The 18,992-nt window shown below is 66.1% G+C and carries 17 protein-coding genes; 5 read left to right on the top strand and 12 right to left on the bottom strand.

Annotated elements, in window-relative coordinates; all coding sequences use genetic code 11:
- Positions 1 to 3: 3 nt before the first annotated feature.
- From ACK4HL_RS11225 to ACK4HL_RS11210, 4 genes are all read left to right on the top strand, one after another.
- Positions 4 to 1,401, top strand: coding sequence for an NAD(P)/FAD-dependent oxidoreductase (locus ACK4HL_RS11225; RefSeq protein WP_409760223.1), 1,398 nt, complete (start codon positions 4 to 6; stop codon positions 1,399 to 1,401).
- Complete coding sequence (locus ACK4HL_RS11220; protein WP_409760220.1) at positions 1,398 to 4,730, top strand: AAA family ATPase; 3,333 nt, start codon at positions 1,398 to 1,400, stop codon at positions 4,728 to 4,730. Before ACK4HL_RS11225 ends, ACK4HL_RS11220 begins: the two co-directional genes overlap by 4 nt.
- Positions 4,727 to 5,152, top strand: coding sequence for a YybH family protein (locus tag ACK4HL_RS11215; RefSeq protein WP_409760217.1), 426 nt, complete (start codon positions 4,727 to 4,729; stop codon positions 5,150 to 5,152). The genes ACK4HL_RS11220 and ACK4HL_RS11215 overlap by 4 nt, the downstream gene beginning before the upstream one ends.
- 127 nt (positions 5,153 to 5,279) lie before the next feature.
- Positions 5,280 to 6,254: a DMT family transporter gene (locus tag ACK4HL_RS11210; protein WP_409760214.1), complete on the top strand. Its 975-nt coding sequence runs from the start codon at positions 5,280 to 5,282 to the stop codon at positions 6,252 to 6,254.
- Positions 6,255 to 6,258: 4 nt separating this feature from the next.
- Here ACK4HL_RS11210 and ACK4HL_RS11205 read toward each other — a convergent pair whose 3' ends face one another.
- From ACK4HL_RS11205 to ACK4HL_RS11150, 12 genes are all read right to left on the bottom strand, one after another.
- Positions 6,259 to 7,335: an ABC transporter ATP-binding protein gene (locus tag ACK4HL_RS11205; RefSeq protein WP_409760211.1), complete on the bottom strand. Its 1,077-nt coding sequence runs from the start codon at positions 7,333 to 7,335 to the stop codon at positions 6,259 to 6,261.
- Positions 7,332 to 8,132, bottom strand: coding sequence for an ABC transporter permease (locus tag ACK4HL_RS11200; RefSeq protein WP_409760208.1), 801 nt, complete (start codon positions 8,130 to 8,132; stop codon positions 7,332 to 7,334). Before ACK4HL_RS11200 ends, ACK4HL_RS11205 begins: the two co-directional genes overlap by 4 nt.
- Positions 8,132 to 8,983 carry an ABC transporter permease gene (locus tag ACK4HL_RS11195; RefSeq protein WP_409760205.1) on the bottom strand — a complete coding sequence of 284 codons (852 nt, stop codon included), beginning with the start codon at positions 8,981 to 8,983 and terminating at the stop codon, positions 8,132 to 8,134. The genes ACK4HL_RS11200 and ACK4HL_RS11195 overlap by 1 nt, the downstream gene beginning before the upstream one ends.
- Before the next feature lie 51 nt (positions 8,984 to 9,034).
- On the bottom strand, positions 9,035 to 10,045 hold the full coding sequence (locus ACK4HL_RS11190; protein ID WP_409760202.1) for an ABC transporter substrate-binding protein: 1,011 nt from the start codon (positions 10,043 to 10,045) through the stop codon (positions 9,035 to 9,037).
- A gap of 173 nt (positions 10,046 to 10,218) precedes the next feature.
- Positions 10,219 to 11,223: an SDR family NAD(P)-dependent oxidoreductase gene (locus tag ACK4HL_RS11185; protein ID WP_409760199.1), complete on the bottom strand. Its 1,005-nt coding sequence runs from the start codon at positions 11,221 to 11,223 to the stop codon at positions 10,219 to 10,221.
- An 88-nt stretch (positions 11,224 to 11,311) separates the two neighbouring features.
- On the bottom strand, positions 11,312 to 12,364 hold the full coding sequence (locus ACK4HL_RS11180; protein ID WP_409760196.1) for an SDR family NAD(P)-dependent oxidoreductase: 1,053 nt from the start codon (positions 12,362 to 12,364) through the stop codon (positions 11,312 to 11,314).
- A gap of 49 nt (positions 12,365 to 12,413) precedes the next feature.
- On the bottom strand, positions 12,414 to 14,177 hold the full coding sequence (locus ACK4HL_RS11175) for an alginate export family protein (protein ID WP_409760193.1): 1,764 nt from the start codon (positions 14,175 to 14,177) through the stop codon (positions 12,414 to 12,416).
- Between the two features lie 90 nt (positions 14,178 to 14,267).
- The gene (locus ACK4HL_RS11170; protein ID WP_409760190.1) at positions 14,268 to 14,711 is read right to left on the bottom strand and encodes a helix-turn-helix domain-containing protein; all 444 of its coding nucleotides are present in this window, start codon (positions 14,709 to 14,711) and stop codon (positions 14,268 to 14,270) included.
- A 25-nt stretch (positions 14,712 to 14,736) separates the two neighbouring features.
- Entirely contained in the window at positions 14,737 to 15,345 is a 609-nt protein-coding gene (locus ACK4HL_RS11165; protein ID WP_409760187.1) for an amino acid synthesis family protein, read from the bottom strand.
- 14 nt (positions 15,346 to 15,359) lie between these two features.
- Entirely contained in the window at positions 15,360 to 16,553 is a 1,194-nt protein-coding gene (locus ACK4HL_RS11160) for a CaiB/BaiF CoA transferase family protein (protein WP_409760184.1), read from the bottom strand.
- Positions 16,546 to 17,346, bottom strand: a complete 801-nt coding sequence (locus ACK4HL_RS11155; protein WP_409760181.1) for an alpha/beta fold hydrolase — start codon at positions 17,344 to 17,346, stop codon at positions 16,546 to 16,548. Before ACK4HL_RS11155 ends, ACK4HL_RS11160 begins: the two co-directional genes overlap by 8 nt.
- A gap of 1 nt (position 17,347) precedes the next feature.
- Complete coding sequence (locus ACK4HL_RS11150) at positions 17,348 to 17,743, bottom strand: RidA family protein (protein ID WP_409760178.1); 396 nt, start codon at positions 17,741 to 17,743, stop codon at positions 17,348 to 17,350.
- Positions 17,744 to 18,057: 314 nt separating this feature from the next.
- On the opposite strand from ACK4HL_RS11150, the gene ACK4HL_RS11145 reads away from it, so the two are divergent.
- The gene (locus ACK4HL_RS11145; RefSeq protein WP_409760175.1) at positions 18,058 to 18,969 is read left to right on the top strand and encodes a calcium-binding protein; all 912 of its coding nucleotides are present in this window, start codon (positions 18,058 to 18,060) and stop codon (positions 18,967 to 18,969) included.
- Positions 18,970 to 18,992: the final 23 nt, after the last annotated feature.

Raw genomic sequence — 18,992 nt, 5'->3', positions numbered from 1 at the left:
GTGATGGCGGGCGTGCTCGTGATCGGCGGCGGCCCTGCGGGGGCAAGCTTCGCCACCCGCATGGCGCAGCTCGGTGCCGAGGTGACGATCGTCGAGCAGCTGCCGTTCCCGCGCCCGCGCCTGGGCGAATCCCTCACCCCCGGTACGAGGGATCTTCTCGCCGTCACGGGTGCCTGGCCCTTGGTCGAACAGGAAAATTTTCTGCATGCGCGCGACGTGCGGCTCCTTTGGGAGGATGATGCGGTCATACGACTGAGGGCCGAAGCGGAAGGCCTCCTCGTCGACCGTGGCCGCTTCGACCAGCTGCTTCTCGATCATGCCGCGCGCGAAGGTGTCCGCGTGCTGCAGCCGGCGGAAATCCTGTCCCGGACGTCCTCCGGAGAGGGTTGGGACGTTCTCGTCGCACATGATGGCGGGCGCGAGCTGATCCGTGCCGGTCTCCTCGCCGACGCCCGCGGTCGCAAGGCGCTCGCCGGCGTAGCAAGGCGTGCCATGGGCGAAAAAACGCTTGCCATCTTCGCCGACTGGCGGAACGAAGACTTCCCTACCCATGCCACCGTTGCCGCCGGCGAGCGCAGCTGGTTCTGGGGCATTCCGCTTCCCGGTGGCCGCTACGCGGCACAGGCCTTTGTCTCGCCTGGAGATTTTCACGTTCGCGGCACCGCGGGGCTCGAAGCCCGTTATCGTGTGCTGATTGAAGGATCAGCACTGGCCGAGGGGCTCAGCAATGCCCGGATTGCCAGCGCCGTCCAGGCGATCGATGCCACGCCCTACCTGGCACAGGAACCGATCTCGGAGAACGTCATCCGGCTGGGCGATGCCGCAATGACACTCGACCCCATCTCCTCGAGTGGCGTGCAGAAGGCAATCCAAACCGCGCTGTCGGGCGCCATTGTCGCCAACACCATGCTGCGGCGGCCGTCCACCTCGCAGCATGCGTTGCACTTCTATCGCGACAGCCTTGCCGCCGCCGCGGCGCGCCATGCGGGCTGGGCCGCCGGGCACTACGGCGCCGCCGCTCGGGGGCGGAGCGATCCGTTCTGGACAGCACGCGCCACTCCCTCGCCGGTTCCGGAGGATGAGCCGGAGGAGGTCTTTCCCGAGGAGGTGGTGGCGCTCTCCCCGGCGGCGCGACTCGCCGACTGCGCCTGCCTCGGTGAAGAGTTCGTGGAACTGAGACAGGCGCTCACCCATCCTTCACTCGGAGAACCGATTGCGTTTCTGGCGCATCAACCCCTCGCACCCTTGCTTGCGAGCGTGCCGCGGGGGAGCCTCCTCGCTCTCGCGCGAGCCTGGTCGCGGCGCATGCCCTTCGAGACGGCGCTGTCCATCGCACTGTGGCTCCGCCGCAGGCGTGTGCTGGTTCCCGCCGCCGAGGCCGGGCCCGGAGCCGCCGCATGAGCGATCTCGACAGCTGGCTCCGCGCGCATGGCCTCGAGCAGCACGCGGAACTGTTCTCCCGCAACGACGTGGATCTCGCGACGCTCGCAATCCTCACTGAGCGCGATCTCGAGGAACTGGGGTTGCCCTTCGGCGCCCGAAAGCGGCTGCTGGCCGCAGCCAAGGGCCTGGTCAAGTCCGGCGGATCCATGGAGGAGGAGCAGCGCCGCCAGCTTACCGTGCTGTTCTGCGATATCGTGGGGTATACCGCGCTTTCCGCGCGGCTCGATCCAGAGATCCTCACCGGTGTCGTAACAAGCTACGAGAACCTCTGCGCCATCTGCGTCGCGCGCTACGAGGGCTACCTTTTCCAGCGCCTCGGCGATGGCATCGTCGCCTTTTTCGGTTATCCGCAGGCGCATGAGCGCGAGGCTGAGCGCGCCATCCGCGCCGGGCTCGACATTCTGGAGGGCGCGAAGGGGCTCGACTTTCCCCTCGACCTGCGCGTCGGCATCGCCACCGGTATCGTCGTCATCTCTGCGGGCGGGCGCATGGCAGTGGGCGATGCGATGAACCTCGCAGCGCGTCTCCAGGCGGTGGCCGCGCCTGGCGCCATCGCCGTGAGTTCCACCGTGAAGAAAGTCGCCGGACCGGCGTTCCGCTATGCGCTGCTGGGCGATGTGGAGCTGAAGGGTTTCCCGAGGCCCGTCTCCGCCTATCAGGTGGAAGGGCAGGAACTCGTCCCGGCGGACAGCGCAGCGCCGATGGCGGCGGAGCCCGTCGGACGGGATGGTGAACTGGAGAGGCTCGGCACATTGTGGAACGAGGTTCGTTCGCGGCGGGAGGGCCACATCATCGGCATCAGCGGTGAGCCGGGGATCGGCAAGAGCCGCATCGCCGCCGCCATCTGCGCGCGGATCGTAACGCCCGAGAACCGCCTCATCCGTTTCCAGTGCTCGCCCTTCCATCTCGCCACGCCCCTCCACCCGGTGATCGCGCACCTCGAGACGGTGATGGCCTTCGCCGGCAACCCCTCCGCCGAGGAGCGCTTGCAAAGGATTGAAGATCTGGTCTGCGGACGGCACGGCCTTCCCGCATCGGACGTGCGCTTCATCGCCGCCCTCATGTCGGTGCCGTTTGCGCAACGCTTCGGCGAGATCACGGAACCACCCCGGCTCGCCAAGGCGGAGACGCTGCGCGTCCTTGTGGCAATGGTGGCCTCGGCTTCCACGGCGGCGCCCGCCGTGATGCTGTTCGAGGATCTTCACTGGGCCGACGCCACCACCTGCGAGGTAATCGATCTCCTGGTTTCGCGCCTCAGGCAGATTCCGGTCTTCGTGGTAGCGACCTACCGGCCGGAGTTCACGCCGCGCTGGGCTGGTGCTCCCGGTTGCAGCCTGCTTGCACTGCCGCGGCTGACACCCGCGCAGAGTCGCGCGATGGTCCGTCGCTGCGCCGAGAAATCGCTGCCACCTTCGCTCGAGGACCTCATCGTCGAGAGAACCGATGGCGTGCCGCTGTTCCTCGAAGAGATGACACGCACGCTCGTCGAGTCGGGGCAACTGGTCGCTGCCGGCGACCGCTACGTGCAGGTAGGCGGCATCCTCGCCGTCACGCTGCCGGACACGCTGCGCGATTCCCTCACCGCACGCCTCGACCGCCACGCCGAGGCCAAGCGCGTGGCGCAGCTCGGTGCCGTCGTCGGCCGCAGCTTCAGCCGGGACTTTCTCTCCGCACTCGGCGTTCAGGACCCTTTGCAGCTCGACAACGGGCTGGCGCAGCTCGTCGAGTCCGGGCTTGCGCATATGGAGGAACGCGGCGACGGCGGCAGGACTTACGTGTTCAAGCATGCTCTGGTGCAGGATGCCGCCTACGACTCGCTTCTGCTGAGCCAGAGGAAAAGCCTCCACAATCGCGTGGCCGAACTCCTCGCCGCACAGGACCCGGGCCTCGCGGAGCGCCAGCCGGAGCTCGTCGCCCATCATCTCTCGGCGGCGGGAGCGGAGGCGAAGGCGGTGCCACTGTGGCTCAAGGCGGCGGAAATCGCGATGCAGCGCTTCGCCGTCAGCGAGGCAGCGAGCCATCTCCGCAGGGGCCTCGCGCAGATCGCCGCCGTTCCGGCGAGTGAAGAGCGCGACCTGCTCGAGCTCCGCTACCGTGCCGCTCTCGGGCCAGTGCTGGTGGCGGAGCGCGGCTGGGGCCATCCCGAACTCAGCACCGTGCTCGAGCCGGCCTGGGCGCTTGCCTCTTCTCTCGGTCACCGCAGGAGCTATCTGCCGATCCTCAACGCGCTCTGGGTGCACTACATGTGCACCGACCAGCTCGCCCTCTCGGTCAACTGGGCGGAGCGCATGCTGGAACTCGGTCAGCTGTCGGGTGACGGCGATCTCTCCGTCGTTGCGCACCGGGCGCTGTCGGGCTCTTTCTACTGGCAGGGCAAACTCGTCCTCGCACGCCACCACGGCGACCGGCTGAAGTCCATCTACGATCCCGAGAAGCACTGGCACGTGGTGCAGCAGACCAACACCGATCCTCTCACCGGCGAGGCCATCTACCGCGGACAGTACCTGTGGATGCTCGGCTATCCCGACCAGGCGGTGGCGGCGAGCAATGCCCGCGACGAGCATGCCCGCCGCCGCGGCCATCCCTTCGATCTCGCGTTCTCGCTCACGCTCGGAGCCCAGGTCTTCGATTTCCTCGGTCTGCCGGAGGAGCTCGAACGGCGCGCCGACGAGGCGAGCGCGGTAGGCCGCCGCTATGGCGTGTCGCTGTTCTTCGAGATCATGGGCGAGATCAGCCGGGGTGTCGCCTGGCTTCGCGCCGGGCGCCATGCCGAGGCCGCCGAGCAGATCGAGCGCAGCGTGGCGCGGCTCGCCTCGACCGGACACCGCATCTGGCTAGCCTATCTCCTGGCGCTCCGCGGCGAGGCGCTGGCGCGGCTCGGCGAGCGCGCGGCGGCGGCCCGCGTGATGGACCAGAGCATCGCCCGCATCGAGCAGGGCGAGGAGCGCAGCCATTTCGCGGAAGTGCTGCGCTTGCGCGGCTGGCTTGCCGCCCTCGAGGGCGACCGCGGCCGCGCCGAGCGGCTGCTCCTCCGGTCCATCGCGGTTGCGGAAGAACAGGAGGCGAAATCCTGGCAACTCCGCAGCACAGTGACGCTGGCGGAACTTCTCGCCCAAGATGGCGCGCGCGATGAGGCGCGGGAGATTCTCGCCCCGATCCTCGGGTGGTTCAGCGAGGGCTTTGGAACACAGGACATCATGGCCGCCGCCCGGCTCATGGAGGGGTTGGGGGGAGTGCCGCCGCGTGCGGCAGAAACATTGGATAACCACAGGAGGACGGCAGGATGAACGGCAAGCACCACCACGAGGATGGAGACTTCCGCAAGGAGGAGAAGCGCATCCGCGAACTCGACAGGCTGTGGGGCGAAGCCGCCAGCGCGAAGAACCTCGATGCGGTCGTGGCCTTCTACGCCGCCGACGGCTCACTCGTCTGGCCAGGCACGCCGCCGACCCACGGCACGGTGGCGCTGCGCGCCATGTGGAAGCAGATGATGGCGGACATCGATGGGCTGAAGCTCGAGTTCATTCCGGAAACCATCACCTTCTCGCCGGACGGCCAGCTCGCCACGGACTACGGCATCGTCCGCTTCGAGCAGAAGGACAATCCCTACACCACGACCCTCCGCGTGGCGAAATATCTCGTCGTCTGGAAGAAGGTGAACGACAGCTGGAAGGTCCTCTACGACTGCTACAACCTGAACGTCGACTGATGGGCCTGCCTTAGACGGTTTCATCCTCGCCTGTGGCAATTCCCACAGCGTTCCGCCGCCGCCTCTCCTAGCCTGAACGAGCTTCACGCATTTCGCGGAGGCCCGTTCGGAGCAGGGATCGCGCGCCATGATCGCTCATACTTCCCATGGAAGGCCTTCTTTCGTCCCGCGCGTCGACCTGCACCGCGCCTCCGGCCTCACGCTGGTGATGCTGGCGGCCGTGCTGTGGGCAACGGTCGGCGTTGCAAGCGAACTCGTACCCGTCGATCAGGCCCTGCCTCAGGATGTCTATGGCTTCGTGCGCACGCTGGTGGCGGGACCCGTCATCCTGCTCATCGCCTTCGCGGCAGGCGGGCGGAAGTCCATCGCGCCGCGGCGGGGCAGCGGCGCCAGCTTTGCCGTCTTCGGGCTCTGCTGCGCAGTCTTTCAGCTCTGCCTGTTCCGGAGCTTCGAGCATCTGGGCGTCACCATAACTGTCTTCCTCACCGTTTGCCTGCCGCCGGTCATCGCGCTCGGCTGGGCGGCGGCGCGGCGCAGCGAGGCCGTCTCGGCGCAGCTCCTTCTTGCCTTCACGCTGGCCGCAGGCGGGCTTCTGGTTTTCGTGAGCGAAGACCTGGCGGGCGGCTCAGGCAGCTCCACGCTTCTGGGCCTCGGGCTTTCCGCTGCGGCCTCGGTCGCCTTCGTGGTGATGACGGCGGCCGGCCGCAGCCTCGCTGCCGATCATTCGCCGATGCTCGTCGCCGGATGGGGGCTCATCGCCGCGGCAGTGGTGCTCTTCGCGGTCGTGGCGGCCGGCGTGCCCAACGTGGGCGAGGTCCTCGCCGCCGCCGCCGGCAGCTGGCAGAACGCAAGCCTTCTCCTCTATCTCGGCCTCGGGCCCACGGCGCTCGCCTATATCTGCTATTGCAGCGGCATGGCGCGCTGCAGCTCAGCCATTCCCGGCCTCGTCGCCTCGATGATCGAGCCCGCAGTGGCAGCGCTCCTCGCCCTGTTGCTGCTCAATGAGGCGCTCAGCGTGTGGCAGGCGACAGGTTGCGGGATCATGATGCTCGCCATGCTCACCCTGGCGCGGGGCGCGAGCGCAGCACCACCTCACCGATAGCGCCTCAGGCCGGGAACAGGTGGCAATCTTCCGCTCGCCACGTGACGCGCGCCTGCTGCCCCGCAGCATGTGCCCCGATCTCCTGCGCGGGCATGCGCAACCAGAGCTCCTGGCCCCAGGCGGTGGCGAGCAGGGCGGAGACCGTGTCGCCGAGGAATGTCACATCCTTGATGGTCACGGCAAGCCCCAGCTCTCCCTCGCGAACGAAGCGGATCGCCTGCGGCCGGACCATCAGTTCGTAGCGGCCCTCCGCCTCCCGCGATGAGGCATGGAGGGGAACGTCCGCAAAGCGCGTGCCATCCGGCATGATCGCCGAGGCGCGCCCGCCCGGCTGCGGCTCGATCGAGGCAGCCTGAAGAAAACTGCTGTCCCCCACGAAGCCGGCGACGAAGCGCGTGGCCGGATTGCCGTAGAGCTCGCGGCCGGTGCCAACCTGCTCGATCCGCCCGCGGTTGAACACTGCGATGCGGTCAGAGAGGCGCAGCGCCTCCTCCTGGTCATGTGTCACGTAGAGGATGGTGACACCGGTCGTCTGGTGAATGCGCCGGATCTCGACCTGGATCTCGTCCCTCAGCTTCTTGTCGAGAGCGGCGAGCGGCTCGTCCATCAGCAGCACCGGCGGGTCGTAGGCGAGCGCCCTGGCCAGGGCCACGCGCTGCTGCTGCCCGCCCGAGAGCTGCGCGGGCATCCGCCCTGCGAAGCCCTCGAGCCGCACGAGGGACAGCATCTCTTCCACCCGCCGCGTGATGTCCTTCTCGGCCCAGCCGCGAACACGCAGCGGAAAGGCGATGTTCTCGAATACCCTGAGGTGCGGGAACAGCGTGTAGCGCTGGAACACCATGCCGATGTTCCGCTTGTGGGGCGGCGTGGCCAGCATCGACTTGCCGTCGAGCAGCACGTCGCCTGCGGTCGGCATGTCGAGCCCGGCGACGGCATAGAGCGTGGTGCTCTTGCCGGAGCCCGACGGCCCCAGGAAGCTCAGGAACTCGCCCTTCCGCACCTGCAGCGTCACGCCGTCCACGGCGGCCACCTCGCCGAAACTCTTGCGCAGGTCCTGGATGGTGAGGAAAGGCTCGTTCATTCCGCGAATCTCCGACGCAGCATGGCGATCAGGATGATGGTGATCAAGGTGATCAGCACCAGCAGGCTCGAGGCGGCGGCGATCGTCGGGCTAAGTTCCTGGCGCAGCGCTGCCCAGATCAGCACCGGCAGGGTCTGCAGTTCCGGGCTCGCCATGAAGATCGCGACAACCACCTCGTCCCAGGAGATGAGGAAGGAGAAGAGTGCTGCCGAGAAGAGGCCCAACCGGATCGAGGGCACGGTGATCTTGAGGAACGCGATCATGGGATGCGCACCGCAGAGAACGGCCGCGTCCTCGATCGACTTGTCGAAGCTCTCGAGTGAATTGTTGATCGAGATGAAGGCGAAGGGGAAGGCCAGCACGGTGTGCGCGATCACGAATCCGATCAGCGTTCCGCCAAGCCCCACCCGGAGGAATAGCAGATAGGTGGCGACGGCGAAGACCACCACCGGCAGGATCATCGGCGTCAGGAAGAGCGCGCTCAGGAACTGCCGGCCCGGGAACCTGCCACGGATCACGGCCAGGCTCGCCATCAGCCCAAGCAGAACCGAGCAGACCGTCACCAGGAGCCCGATCTTGAGGCTGGTCAGGGCCGCCGTCAGCCAGCGCGGATCTGCCGCCAACGCCTCGTACCAGCGCAGCGTCCAGGCGGGCGGCGGGAATACCAGCCACTTTGATGAGCCGAAGGACAGCGCGATGATGAAGACGATGGGCACCAGAAGAAAGACGCACACCGCGAGGGTGACGGCCCAGAGAAGGATCCGGAGTGAGCCGAGGCGTTCATAAGTGAGAAGCATCAGCGCCCCCTCGCCAGAGCATTGCCCATAAGCCGGATCTGGAGTCCGTACAGCGCCAGTGTCACCGCCAGCAGCACCAGCGCCGCCGCACCACCGAGCCCCCAGTTGAGCAGCGACTGAATGAGCTGCGCGATCATGCCGGCGAGCATCATGTTGTTGGCGCCGCCGAGCAGCGCCGGAGTGACGAAATAGCCGAGGGACATGACGAAGATCATCAGCGAGCCTGCCGCGGCACCCCCCGCCGAGAGCGGAAGAAGGATGCGCCGGAAGGACTGCCAGCGCCCGGCGCCGCAGAGGGCGGCAGCCTGCAGCACCGCGGGGTCGATCGCGCGCATCGAGGCATGGAGCGGAAGGATGATGAAGGGCAGCATGATGTAGACCATGCCGATGATGATGCCGGTGAGATTGTTGACGAGCTGCAGCGGCTCGCCGATCAGCCCTGCCTCCATGAGCATCCGGTTGATCACCCCGGTGCGCTGCAGGAGAACCAGCCAGGCATAGGTGCGGGCCAGCAGGTTGGTCCACATCGACAGCAGGATCAGGCCGAAGATCAGTGCCGCCGCACGCTGCGGAAGGATGGCGAGAAGCCACGCCACCGGATAACCGATGAGCAGGGTGACGAGCGTGGTGATGCCCGCCACCAGGAAGGTGTTCAGGAATACGCGGGCATAGGTGCTGGTGGCCAGCAGTTCCCGGTAGTTCTGCAAGCCCAGTTCAGGCTCCGTCACGCTGCGCAGCAGGAGTGCCGCCACCGGCAGGATGAAGAAGACCAGCATCAGCAGGAGCGACGGCAGCGCCAGAGCGAAGCCGGTACCCTGCTGCCGTCGGTCTCTGGCCGCAACACCAATCATGCGCACGTCGCTTTGGGGCCGGCAGGCCAAGCACGGCCTGCCGGCATCGCGTTACTTCGCCTGCCAGTCATACCACCGCTTGGCGATCTCGTCGCGGTGTTCTGCCCAGTAATCCATGTTCAGGTTGATCTGCCCCTCGGTGTGCGAATCGGGGAGTGCCGCGACCGCCGCCGCGTCCATCTTGCCCTTCGAGTCGACGTTGATGGGCGACAGGGTGGTGAGCCGCGAGAGCTCGGCCTGAACATCGGCGCTCGTGGCGTTCGCCAGGAATTTCATGGCGATGTCTTTCTTTTTTGAGCCCTTCGGCACCACGAGCACGTCGGCCGCCGTGAGGTTCTGGCCCCAGGCGATGTCGACATTGCCGCCCTCCTGCTGGATGGCATAGATGCGGCCGTTCCAGAACATGCCGATCGGCGCTTCGCCGGAGGCGAGGAACTGCTGCGATTCGGCACCGCTCCCCCACCAGAGTATGTCCTTCTTGATGGTGTCCAGCTTGGCGAAGGCGCGGTCCAGGTCCAGTGGGTAGAGCTTGTCGGGGGCCACGCCATCGGCGAGAAGCGCGATCTCGAGGGCGCCCGGTGCCGACCACTTGTAGAAGGTGCGCTTGCCGGGGAACTTTTCCGTGTCGAAGAGGTCGGCCCAGTTCTGCGGCGTCTCCTTCAGCACGTCCTTGTTGTAGCCGATGACGAAGGAATAATAGAAGCTTCCCACGAAGTGGTCGGCCACGAAGCGCGGGTCGATCTTGCTCTTGTCGACGACGCCGAAGTCGATGGGCTCGAGCAGTCCTTCCTTGGCGGCGGCGATGGCGAAATCCATCTCGACGTCGACCACATCCCATGTGACGTTGCCGCTCTCGACCATCGCCTTGAGCTTGCCGTAGTCGGTCGGGCCGTCCTGCAGGACCTCCACGCCGGTCTGCTTGGTGAACGTATCCGCGAAAGCCTGCTTCTGGGCTTCCTGCGTGGTGCCGCCCCAGGCGGTGAAGACCATTTGCTCGGCGGCGAGCGCAGGCATCGACAGGCTCGCCGTCATCGCTGCAGCGAGTAAGACCCTTTTCAGCATCCCGATTTCCTCCCTTGTTTTCTGGTCGCTCCCGCAGCGGCGTGAAGCCTGCCGCAACTGCGGCAAGGAAGCGACGCGACGAAGTTCATCGGAGAGGACGGGCCGGGATTACGAAAAAATCGACAGGTTTGTTGCTTATTGGCCGGACTTCCGCCCCACCGGGCACGACCCCTCTAATAGGCCGTCCATCCCCCGTCCGTGGCGTAGATCCCGCCGGTGAAATTCGATGCTTCGTTCGAGAGCAGGAACAGCATCATCGAGACCTGCTCGGCGACCGTCGCCGGCCGGTGGCTGGTGTCGGTGTAGGAGAGGATGCTGTTGGTCTTGATCGCTCCCATCGTCGGCCCTGTCGTCTGCTTTCGTGAGGCGGCCACCATCGCCCCGGCGTGGGCGATCATCGGGGTGTCGGTCGCTGCCATGTTGACCGAGTTCACCCTGATGCCATAGGGCGCATAGTCGATCGCGGCATTCCGCGTGAGGCCGTTCAGCGCGTGCTTGCTCGCCACATAGGCGGGGTTGCCCGCAAGGCCCGTCATCCCCGCGATCGAGCCGACATTGACGATCGATCCGCCGCGGCCCTGCTTCACCAGGAAGCGGAGCTGGGCGCGCAGAGTGAGGAATGTTCCGGTGGCGTTGGTGCGAAACACCTTGTTCCAGTAGTCCTCCGTCGCCTCGTGGATCGGCGCGAAGACGAGAGGCTTCTGGGCCTCGTAATCCGGCGCATCGCCGGAGAACACGCCGTCCATCACGCCGGCATTGTTGATGGCGCCGTCGAGCCCGCCGAATGTGGAAGCCGCCGCCTCGACAGCGGCTTCGCCGGTCGCCGCATCGCCGACATCGCCCAGGACGAACACACTCTTCCCGCCAGCGTCCCGGATCTCGGCGTCAGTGGCCTCGCCCAGTTCCTTCAGCCAGTCGACGCCCACCACATTGGCGCCCTCGCGCGCCAGCCGCTTCGCCGCCGCCGCGCCCATGCCGCGGGCGGAGCCGGTGACGATGAAGGTCCTGCCCGCGAAGCGCCCCGCGATGAAGGCGTCTGGGTCGGGCGGGGCGATGGTGACCACGGCGTTCCCCTGGGGCGGCCCCGCGGACTGCGCCGCAGCAGAGTTCACGTTGGTGGTGGTTGCGATGGCTCCGGCTGCAAGCGTAATGCCTCTGAGAAGATCACGGCGTTCCATATGTCCTGTCCTCCTGGTCTTTCCGGGTCTGAAAATCAAGGAAATCGCCCGGCCGGGCCTGATGCCAGGCGAGACCGGGCCTGCCGCGTCAGAAGATCGTGAAGCCTCCGTCGGTGTTATAGGTCGAGCCGGTGATGTTCGAGGATTCCGGCGACAGGAGGAACAGCATGACTGCCACCTGTTCGGCCGCGGTGGAACCTTTGTTTTTCTGATCGCTGAATTCGAGCAGGCTCTTGCTCTTGTAGAGGGCAATCCCGGTGTCCTTGTAACCCGCCGCCCGCCGCTGCTTGATGATCTCGATCGCCCGCTCGTACATCGGCGTCAGCGTCGTTCCCATCCCGGTCGAGTTCACACGGATGCCGAAGGGCGCGTAGTCAATCGCGGCACTCTTCGTCAGCGCCTGAACGGCATGCTTCGATGCGGTGTAGGGCGCGGTGCCGCCGAAGCCGCGGATGCCTGTCACGGAGGCAATGTTGACGATCGACCCACCGGTGCCCTGCTTCAGCATCTGCCGCAATTCATGGCGGAGGGAATAGAAGACGCCCCAGACATTCACCTTCATGACTCGGTCGAAATACTCGTCACCTGCTTCCGTGATGCGAGCCATCAGGCGGTTCTTCTGGTTCACGTAGTCGATCGGTTCATCCGGATGGAGCGCATCCATCACGCCGGCGTTGTTGATGGCCCCATCGAGCTGCCCGAATTCCTTGACGCAGACGCGGACCATCTCCTCACATACCTTGTCCTCGGAGACGTCGCCGCCGACGAAGGTCGCCTTGCCGCCCTCCGCCCTGATCTGCTCGATCACCGAGGCGCCGAGCTTCTCCAGTATGTCGACACCAACCACGTTGGCGCCCTCCCGGGCGAGACGTCGCGCGGCAACCTCGCCCATGCCGCGCGCGCTTCCGGTAACGATCACGGTCTTGCCGGCAAATCGTCCAGGCATGAAGTAATCGTCCGGTACGCGGGCGATGTTCATGCGACCGGGGATTTCCGGATCCTGAGGGTCCCAGGGTGTGGCGTAGGGATCGAGGCCGAGCGATACGTCCTTTGCCTCTGCCTCCTGGGCATTGACGACGGTCGTTGTGGCAGCGGCGGCAGCTGCAGCTGCACCCATCATCAGATCACGACGAGCAACCATGAGAGGTTCCTTTCTGGTTTACGATTGAAGTGCGCGTTCGTCCTGCTCCTCACAGCGCGTAGCGGACGAAGAGCATCACGCTGAGCCAGTCCTCGGCCTCGCCGTCGAGCGCGTCGTCGGCGGCCTCGCCCGGCACGGTGTAGGCGACATGGCCGTGGACGTACCAGTTGCGCGAGGCGAACCACTTCACCGTCATGTTCGCCTCGTAACCGTAGACGTCGTCGGAGAGGAAGCTGAGCGCCGGGTTGCCGCCGATGTTGTTGAGGCTGTCCGCCTGGAACACCCAGAGCTGCGGCACCAGTTCGACGGCGGGCAGGGGGCGCAGGCGTCCCTGGATCCGGTGGGCGATGACATTGCTGTCCTGCACCACCTTGAAGTGGTTGGCACCCTGCACCCACTGCTCGCCATTGCCGCCGGAGAGCAGCGGGTCCCAGCGCTCGTAAGTGTCGGTGTCGGGGTCGTCGCCGGAAAAATAGCCGAGACGGTAGCTGATCGCGGGCGACCACGCGGCATCGGTGAAGCTGTAGCCGATCTCGGCGTAGCCCGCCGTCGCGAACATGTCGATGTCGCGATGCGTCTGGACCGCCGCCTCGGCACCGAGGAACGGCCCCGGCTCGCTCGGCAGGTTGGGCCTGTAGGTGAAGCGCGCGTCGAACACGTTGAGGCCCTCGCGCGTGCCGATCTGGCTGCCGGTCGGTCCGAAATAGCCGTATTCCGATTCGAGGCCGGTGACGTAGCTCGACGCCACCAGAAGCCCGTCCACTGGCCGCGCCTCGACGTTGAGGCCGGCGAGCTTGGTCTTGCTGTCGACCGCCGGCAGCTCGTCGGGGTCGACGTAGAAGGCCTCAAGCCTCGTGCTGTTGTAGGAGAGCTGCGCCAGCGCCACCATGTCGGCCGACCAGCGGGCATTGGCCTGCAGCGCCGCGCGCTCGTCGCCGTTGCCGGCGGTATTGGCGATGAGGAAGGCGTTGGCGAGGGTGAAGCGCTGGCGCCCGGCGCTGGCGTTGAAGGCGAGGCGGTTTCCCTTCTCGTCGGTCTTGCCGGTGATGAAACCGGCATAGGCGTCCTCGAAATAGGTGTAGCCGCGCGTCTCGTCGGTGAAAAGCTCCCGCCCCGTCGAGCCGGAACTGAGACCACTCAGCCCGCCGTAGACATAGAAATTGTCGGTGAGCGGCGTGATTCCGTAGAGGCCGTAATGCGCGTAGCCCTCGAGCCAGTCGCTGTAGCCCTCGCCGGCCGGCTCTCCCTGGACCAGCGGATTGCCGGCGAGCATGTCCTCGGGCTTGCCGTACCAGGCATTGCCGTTGCCGTAATAGAGCGAGAGCGCCTCGAATTTCGCCCGAACATAGGTTCCGTCAAGGTCGTAGAGCACCGGCAGGTCGGACTTGTCGCTGGTCAGGAGATAACCCCGTCCGCGTTCTGCGCCCGCACCCTCGGCCAGCGTGATACGGAAGGTGACGGCGAGCCCGCCGCCGCGGCCCAGCGCGTAATCATAGGTGATGCCGGCGAGGTCGGGGCTGCGCCGCGCCCGCGCGATGGCGAAGGCGGCGCGGTTCTCGCTGAACAGGTCTCCCGGATAGAAGGCGAGATAGCGCCTGAGCCCGTCGATCACCTTGGCGTTATAGGCCTGGTCTCCCGAAGGGTTGGTGATGACGATGTCCACCGTTTCGATGGGCAGGCTGAGGAAGCCCTGGTCTGCGCCGTAGCTCTGGGCACGTGAGGGCGAGACGATGAGTGTCACCGCGAAAAGCGCCGTGAGCAGCAGAAGCGCAAACCGGTACCATGCGCCACTCTGCTTCATTCCCGGGATCATGTCTCTCGCACCTCAACCTCTTGCCGAGCAGAAGTTGAGGAAGATAGCCACTCCGCAATACCGGTAAAGTGCGAAGTGGCCCAATGTGGGTCACTTCTGCTTGAGGGGCTCCAGAAGCCGGAACATGCGATCCAGGTACTTGATGGAGGCCTCGGTCAGGGGTTCCAGATCCTCCCGCGCCTTGCGGGTCGCCTTGATCAGTTCACCTCCCTCGCGCTCGATCCAGCCCTTCTCGACGAGGATGGCGAGCTTCCGCCGCACCGTCTCGCGCGGGATACCGCTGTAGGCCGCGATGGAGCGGATGTTGATATCCTCGGGCCGGGTCTTCACCGCGCCCTCCGCCTGCCACTGCTTGTACTGCATGTCCGGGTCGACATGGCGCTGCGAGAAGGTCCGGTCGCCGATCACGGCGAGGACGAGGAACAGGTCGAGATCGCCGTCGAACGCCTTGCGCGCGGCGATGAGGAGCTCGGTGAGGCTCGAGACGTGACGAGGCCAGATCAGTCCAAAGCTCGATTTGATGTCGTCTTCCATCCGCGGCGTTCTCGCTTGACGGCCGCTATCGCGAAAGCTTCGCCGGGTTGCTGACGTCGGCGCCGATGTCGGCGAGGTCCTGGTAGCGGTCGCCGATCCGGTGGTGCGGTCTGCCGCCGGTGGCGCCGCCCAGGGCGGCGATCAGTTCGTCGTCGGCCGGTGCGTCGGCGATCGAGAACTGCACCGTGAGATAATGCGAGCGCCGCCCGGTGTCGTGCCTGTCCATCAGCGGGATCTGGATCTGCGTGTTGGCGGGGCCGCGCGTGTTGGTGAAGCCGAGATAGGTCTTGGCGCCCAGCGCCTCGCGGTAGAAATTGCCGTAATGCAGGGTGTGAATCAGCGCCGAGGCGTGCTCCTGCTCGCAATCGAGCCCGGCCATCGCCGCCTTGCCATAGGCCTCGATCTTCTCCGCCCCGCCCGCCATCGCCACGATGCGCTCGGTCAGGAGCTTGCCGAGGATCGGCGCGAAGGCACGGATTTCGGGCTTCAGGTCCTCGACGAAGCCCCGCCCCGCCCAGGGGTTCTTCACCACCGCGGCAACGCCCAGCATGCGGAGCGGCGGGGTGGCGGCGCGCTCGCCCTCGAGCCGGATCTCCTCCTCGAAATTCACGAGCTTCCTGATCTTCAGTTCCATCTTCGCCTCCAGTCTCAGGGTTTGCTTCGGCGCGCCGGCATGATGCCGAACGCCCGATTGTGCTCGCCTAGGCGCGGCGGCGCCTTGAGAGCGACGGCGGGCGTCGCGGCGAAGCGGATCGGGTTCGCCGCCACGCGCCAGCCGGCCTTGCCGGGCTCCGCATGCGGCACCTCGGCGATCATGCGGCGCGCCGCCACATGCGGATCGTTGAAGATGTCCTTCGCATCGTTCACCGGGCCGAAGGGCAGCCTGCCGCCGAGGAGCTTCGCCAGCTCGGCCTTGCTCAGGCGGCGCGTCCAGCCGGAAACGGCGTCGTTCACCTCCGGCGCATGGGCGCGGCGGCCCGCCTTGGTGGCGAGGCGCTCATCCGCCATCATGTCCGGGCGCTCCATGATGCGCGTGAGCTCGCGCCAGAAGCCGTCGTCGACGACGCCGATCGACACCCAGCCATCGGCCGCCGGGAAGATGCCGAAGGGGGCGAGCAGCGGGTGGCCGTTGCCCGAGGGCTCGGCGATCCTGCCTTCCATGTCGTAAAGATAGACCAGCCGCTCGCACAGGCTCAGCATCGCGTCATACATGGCGATGTCGATGAACTGGCCCTGTCCCGTCCTCTCCGCGTGGCGAAGGGCGGAGACGATGGCGAAGGCCATCATCATGCCGGCGAAGACGTCGCCGATGCCGGGACCGGTCTTCATCGGATGGTCGCGGTCGGCGCCAGTCATGCTCATCAGCCCGCCCATGGCCTGGGCAACGACGTCATAGGAGGGCCATGCGGCGTAGGGGCTCTCGCCGCCGCGCGGGTCGCCGAAGCCGCGGATCGCGGCATAGACGATGGACGGGTTCTCCCGCGCCAGCTCTTCATAGCCAAGCCCCAGCCGCTCCATCACGCCGGGACGGAAGTTCTCGACGAGAACGTGGGAGGTGCGCACGAGCTCGCGGACCGCCGCCTGTGCCTCCGGGTTCTTGAGGTCGAGCACGATGCTCTTCTTGCCGCGGTTGAGGCTGACGAAATAGCCGGCCCATTCGCGGGCCTCGTCGTCGCTCCGCCAGGGGCCGTTGCTGCGGCTCGTGTCGCCCTCGGGACCTTCGACCTTGATCACCTCGGCGCCGTGGTCGGCAAGCATCATGGTGCAATAGGGGCCGGACAGCATGCGGCTGAAATCGAGCACGCAGATGCCGGAGAGGATTCCCGCCCGCGCCTCAGCCATCGCGCCGCGCCCTGGCAAGAAAACCTGCGAGCGTCGCGGTGAAGAGGTCCGGCGCCTCTGCCAGCGCCATGTGGCGCAGGCCAGGAAGGATGACCAGTTCGGAGCCCGGAATCTCCGCCGCGATGGCGCGGCTCATCTCGGGGGAATTGCCATAGTCCTCATCGCCCGTCATCACCAGCGCGGGGCAGGCGATCGGGGGGGTCGGCGCCACCAGCTCCGTCACGCCGTCGACGAGCACCTGGTAGATCGGTGCATAGACTTCCCTGCGGTTGGCGAGGATCCAGCCCCGCACCTCGTCCATGATGCCGGGCTGCGCGCGGCGGAAAGCGTCGGTGAACCAGCGCCCGAGGGCCGCCTCCACCGTTGCGCCGGGGCCGTCCTTCGCGGCCTGGACCACGCGCGCCTGGATCGCGTCATGCGCCGCCTTGTCGCGCGCATGGGCGGAATGGAGAATGCCGATCGCCCAGAGCCGCTGCGGGTGGTCCATGGCGAAGCGCCTGGCGATCATGCCGCCGAGCGAGAAGCCCAGCACGGCAGCCTTCCCGATCCCGAGATGATCGAGGAGCTCGCGCAGCTGCTCGGAGAACAGGGTGAGCGAGGGAGCGCCCGGCGGCGGGCTGCTCTCGCCATGGCCGTGGAGATCGTAGGTGATGACGCGATAGTCACGCGCCAGTGCGGGCACCTGCCACTGCCATGAGCGGCGGTTGAGACCCAGCCCATGCACCAGCACCACGGCAGCCTCGCCGCCTCCATGCACGTCGTAGGCGGTTCCGCGCGGCGTCACGGCGCTCATCTCAAGCCTCGATCGGCTTGTAGGCCACCACCTCGACCTCGACCCGCACATCGACGAGGAGATCGCTGACGACGGCGGAGCGGGCTGGCGGCGCCTCGGGGAAATACTCGGCATAGATGGCGTTGAAGCCCGGGAAGTCGGCGCGATCGCGCAGCCAGACCATCGCCTTCACCACGTCGGAGAGTGCGCAGCCTGCTTCGGCGAGCGTCGCCCTGATGTCCTCGAGGACGGCGCGGGTCTGCTCCTCGATGGTGCCGGTGGTCATCACCTGGCCGTCCTTGAAGGGCACCTGGCCGGTCAGGAACACGAAGTCCCCCGCGCGGATGGCGCGGGAGAGCGACAGCTTGCGGCCGCCGATCACCAGGGGCCCGCCGATCACCTGCTTGGCCTTCACCATACACTCCCCACTTCGCAAGAGGCGGAAAGTCTAGGCGCGCGCGGCTTCCGGAAGATAGAAGATTTCCGACAGCACCCGGCGAAAATCTTGCAGGGCCGGAACGGCGCGCACAGGACGTGCGGCCTCCGCAGTTGCCCGTGGCTGCCCGCCCGGCGGCATTCAAATCGGCACAATACAGCGACCTGTTAGATACTACTTTGCATCTTAAATCGGTATGGTCCTCTACGCATGGTTGTAACTAGCCCCTCGACCGTTAGATTGAACCGGTCCCAAGGACGATCGTGACTGCATGGAAACAGAGAGAGGATGAAAACATGACGAATACCGCAAGCTCCAGCGACAATCTTCCGGATTGGAACATGCTTCTGGGCAACAGGCAGGCGGATGCCGACCCCGCCCCGGACCTGATCGACGAAGGCCTGCTGCTGACAGGCAACGATCGCGGCAACAACCTCACGGGGAGTTGGAGAAACGACACCATCTACGGCCAAGGCGGCAACGACGTGATCGACGGCGGGGATGGCGACGACTTCATCGACGGCGGTACAGGGAATGACCGCCTGTACGGCGGCGTTGGCAATGATCGCATTTACGGGGGCGACGGCAACGACATCATCGGTCCCGGCGAGGGACGGGACTACATCGATGGCGGCTCCGGAGTGGATACGCTGGACTGGTCGAAAGTCTCTTCGTACATCAAATCGGTGAACCTCGGGTCTGGATTCGCCATACACGATACGGGTGAAGACCGGTTCACCAGCATCGAGGACTACATTGGCGGCGGCGGATCCGACTACGTGATAGGAAGCGACGTCGGCAACGTCATCACCGGTGGCTGGGGCGATGACTATCTTGACGGGCTGGGGGGCAATGACCGTCTCGACGGCGGACAAGGCAGCGACACATATAACTGGAGTCGCGGTGGTGGCAACGACGTGATCGTGGAACAGGGTGCAGGTTTGGATCGTCTGATCCTCGGCGAGGGTATTAGCCGGAGCGACGTTTCAGTCAGCTATTCAGGTTCGGACATGCTGCTGGGAATCAAGGGCGAGTCCCGGAGCGCCATCAAGATCGTGAACTATCGTGCGGGAGGCATCGAAGAGGTCCGCTTTGCCGACGGATCGACGCTGATTCTTGGCACATGGCTGACATCATCCGGCTACCAAGCTTTCATCTCCGCCAACGGCTCGGCAGGCAGCACCTCGCCGTTCTCCGCGAAATCATGAGCCCCCAGGAATACTTCGCCTCG

The organism is Aestuariivirga sp., assembly GCF_046294715.1.
Lineage (GTDB): Bacteria > Pseudomonadota > Alphaproteobacteria > Rhizobiales > Aestuariivirgaceae > Aestuariivirga.
The sequence above is the reverse complement of the archived record's forward strand: the minus strand, read 5'-3'. Positions and strand labels throughout refer to the sequence as shown.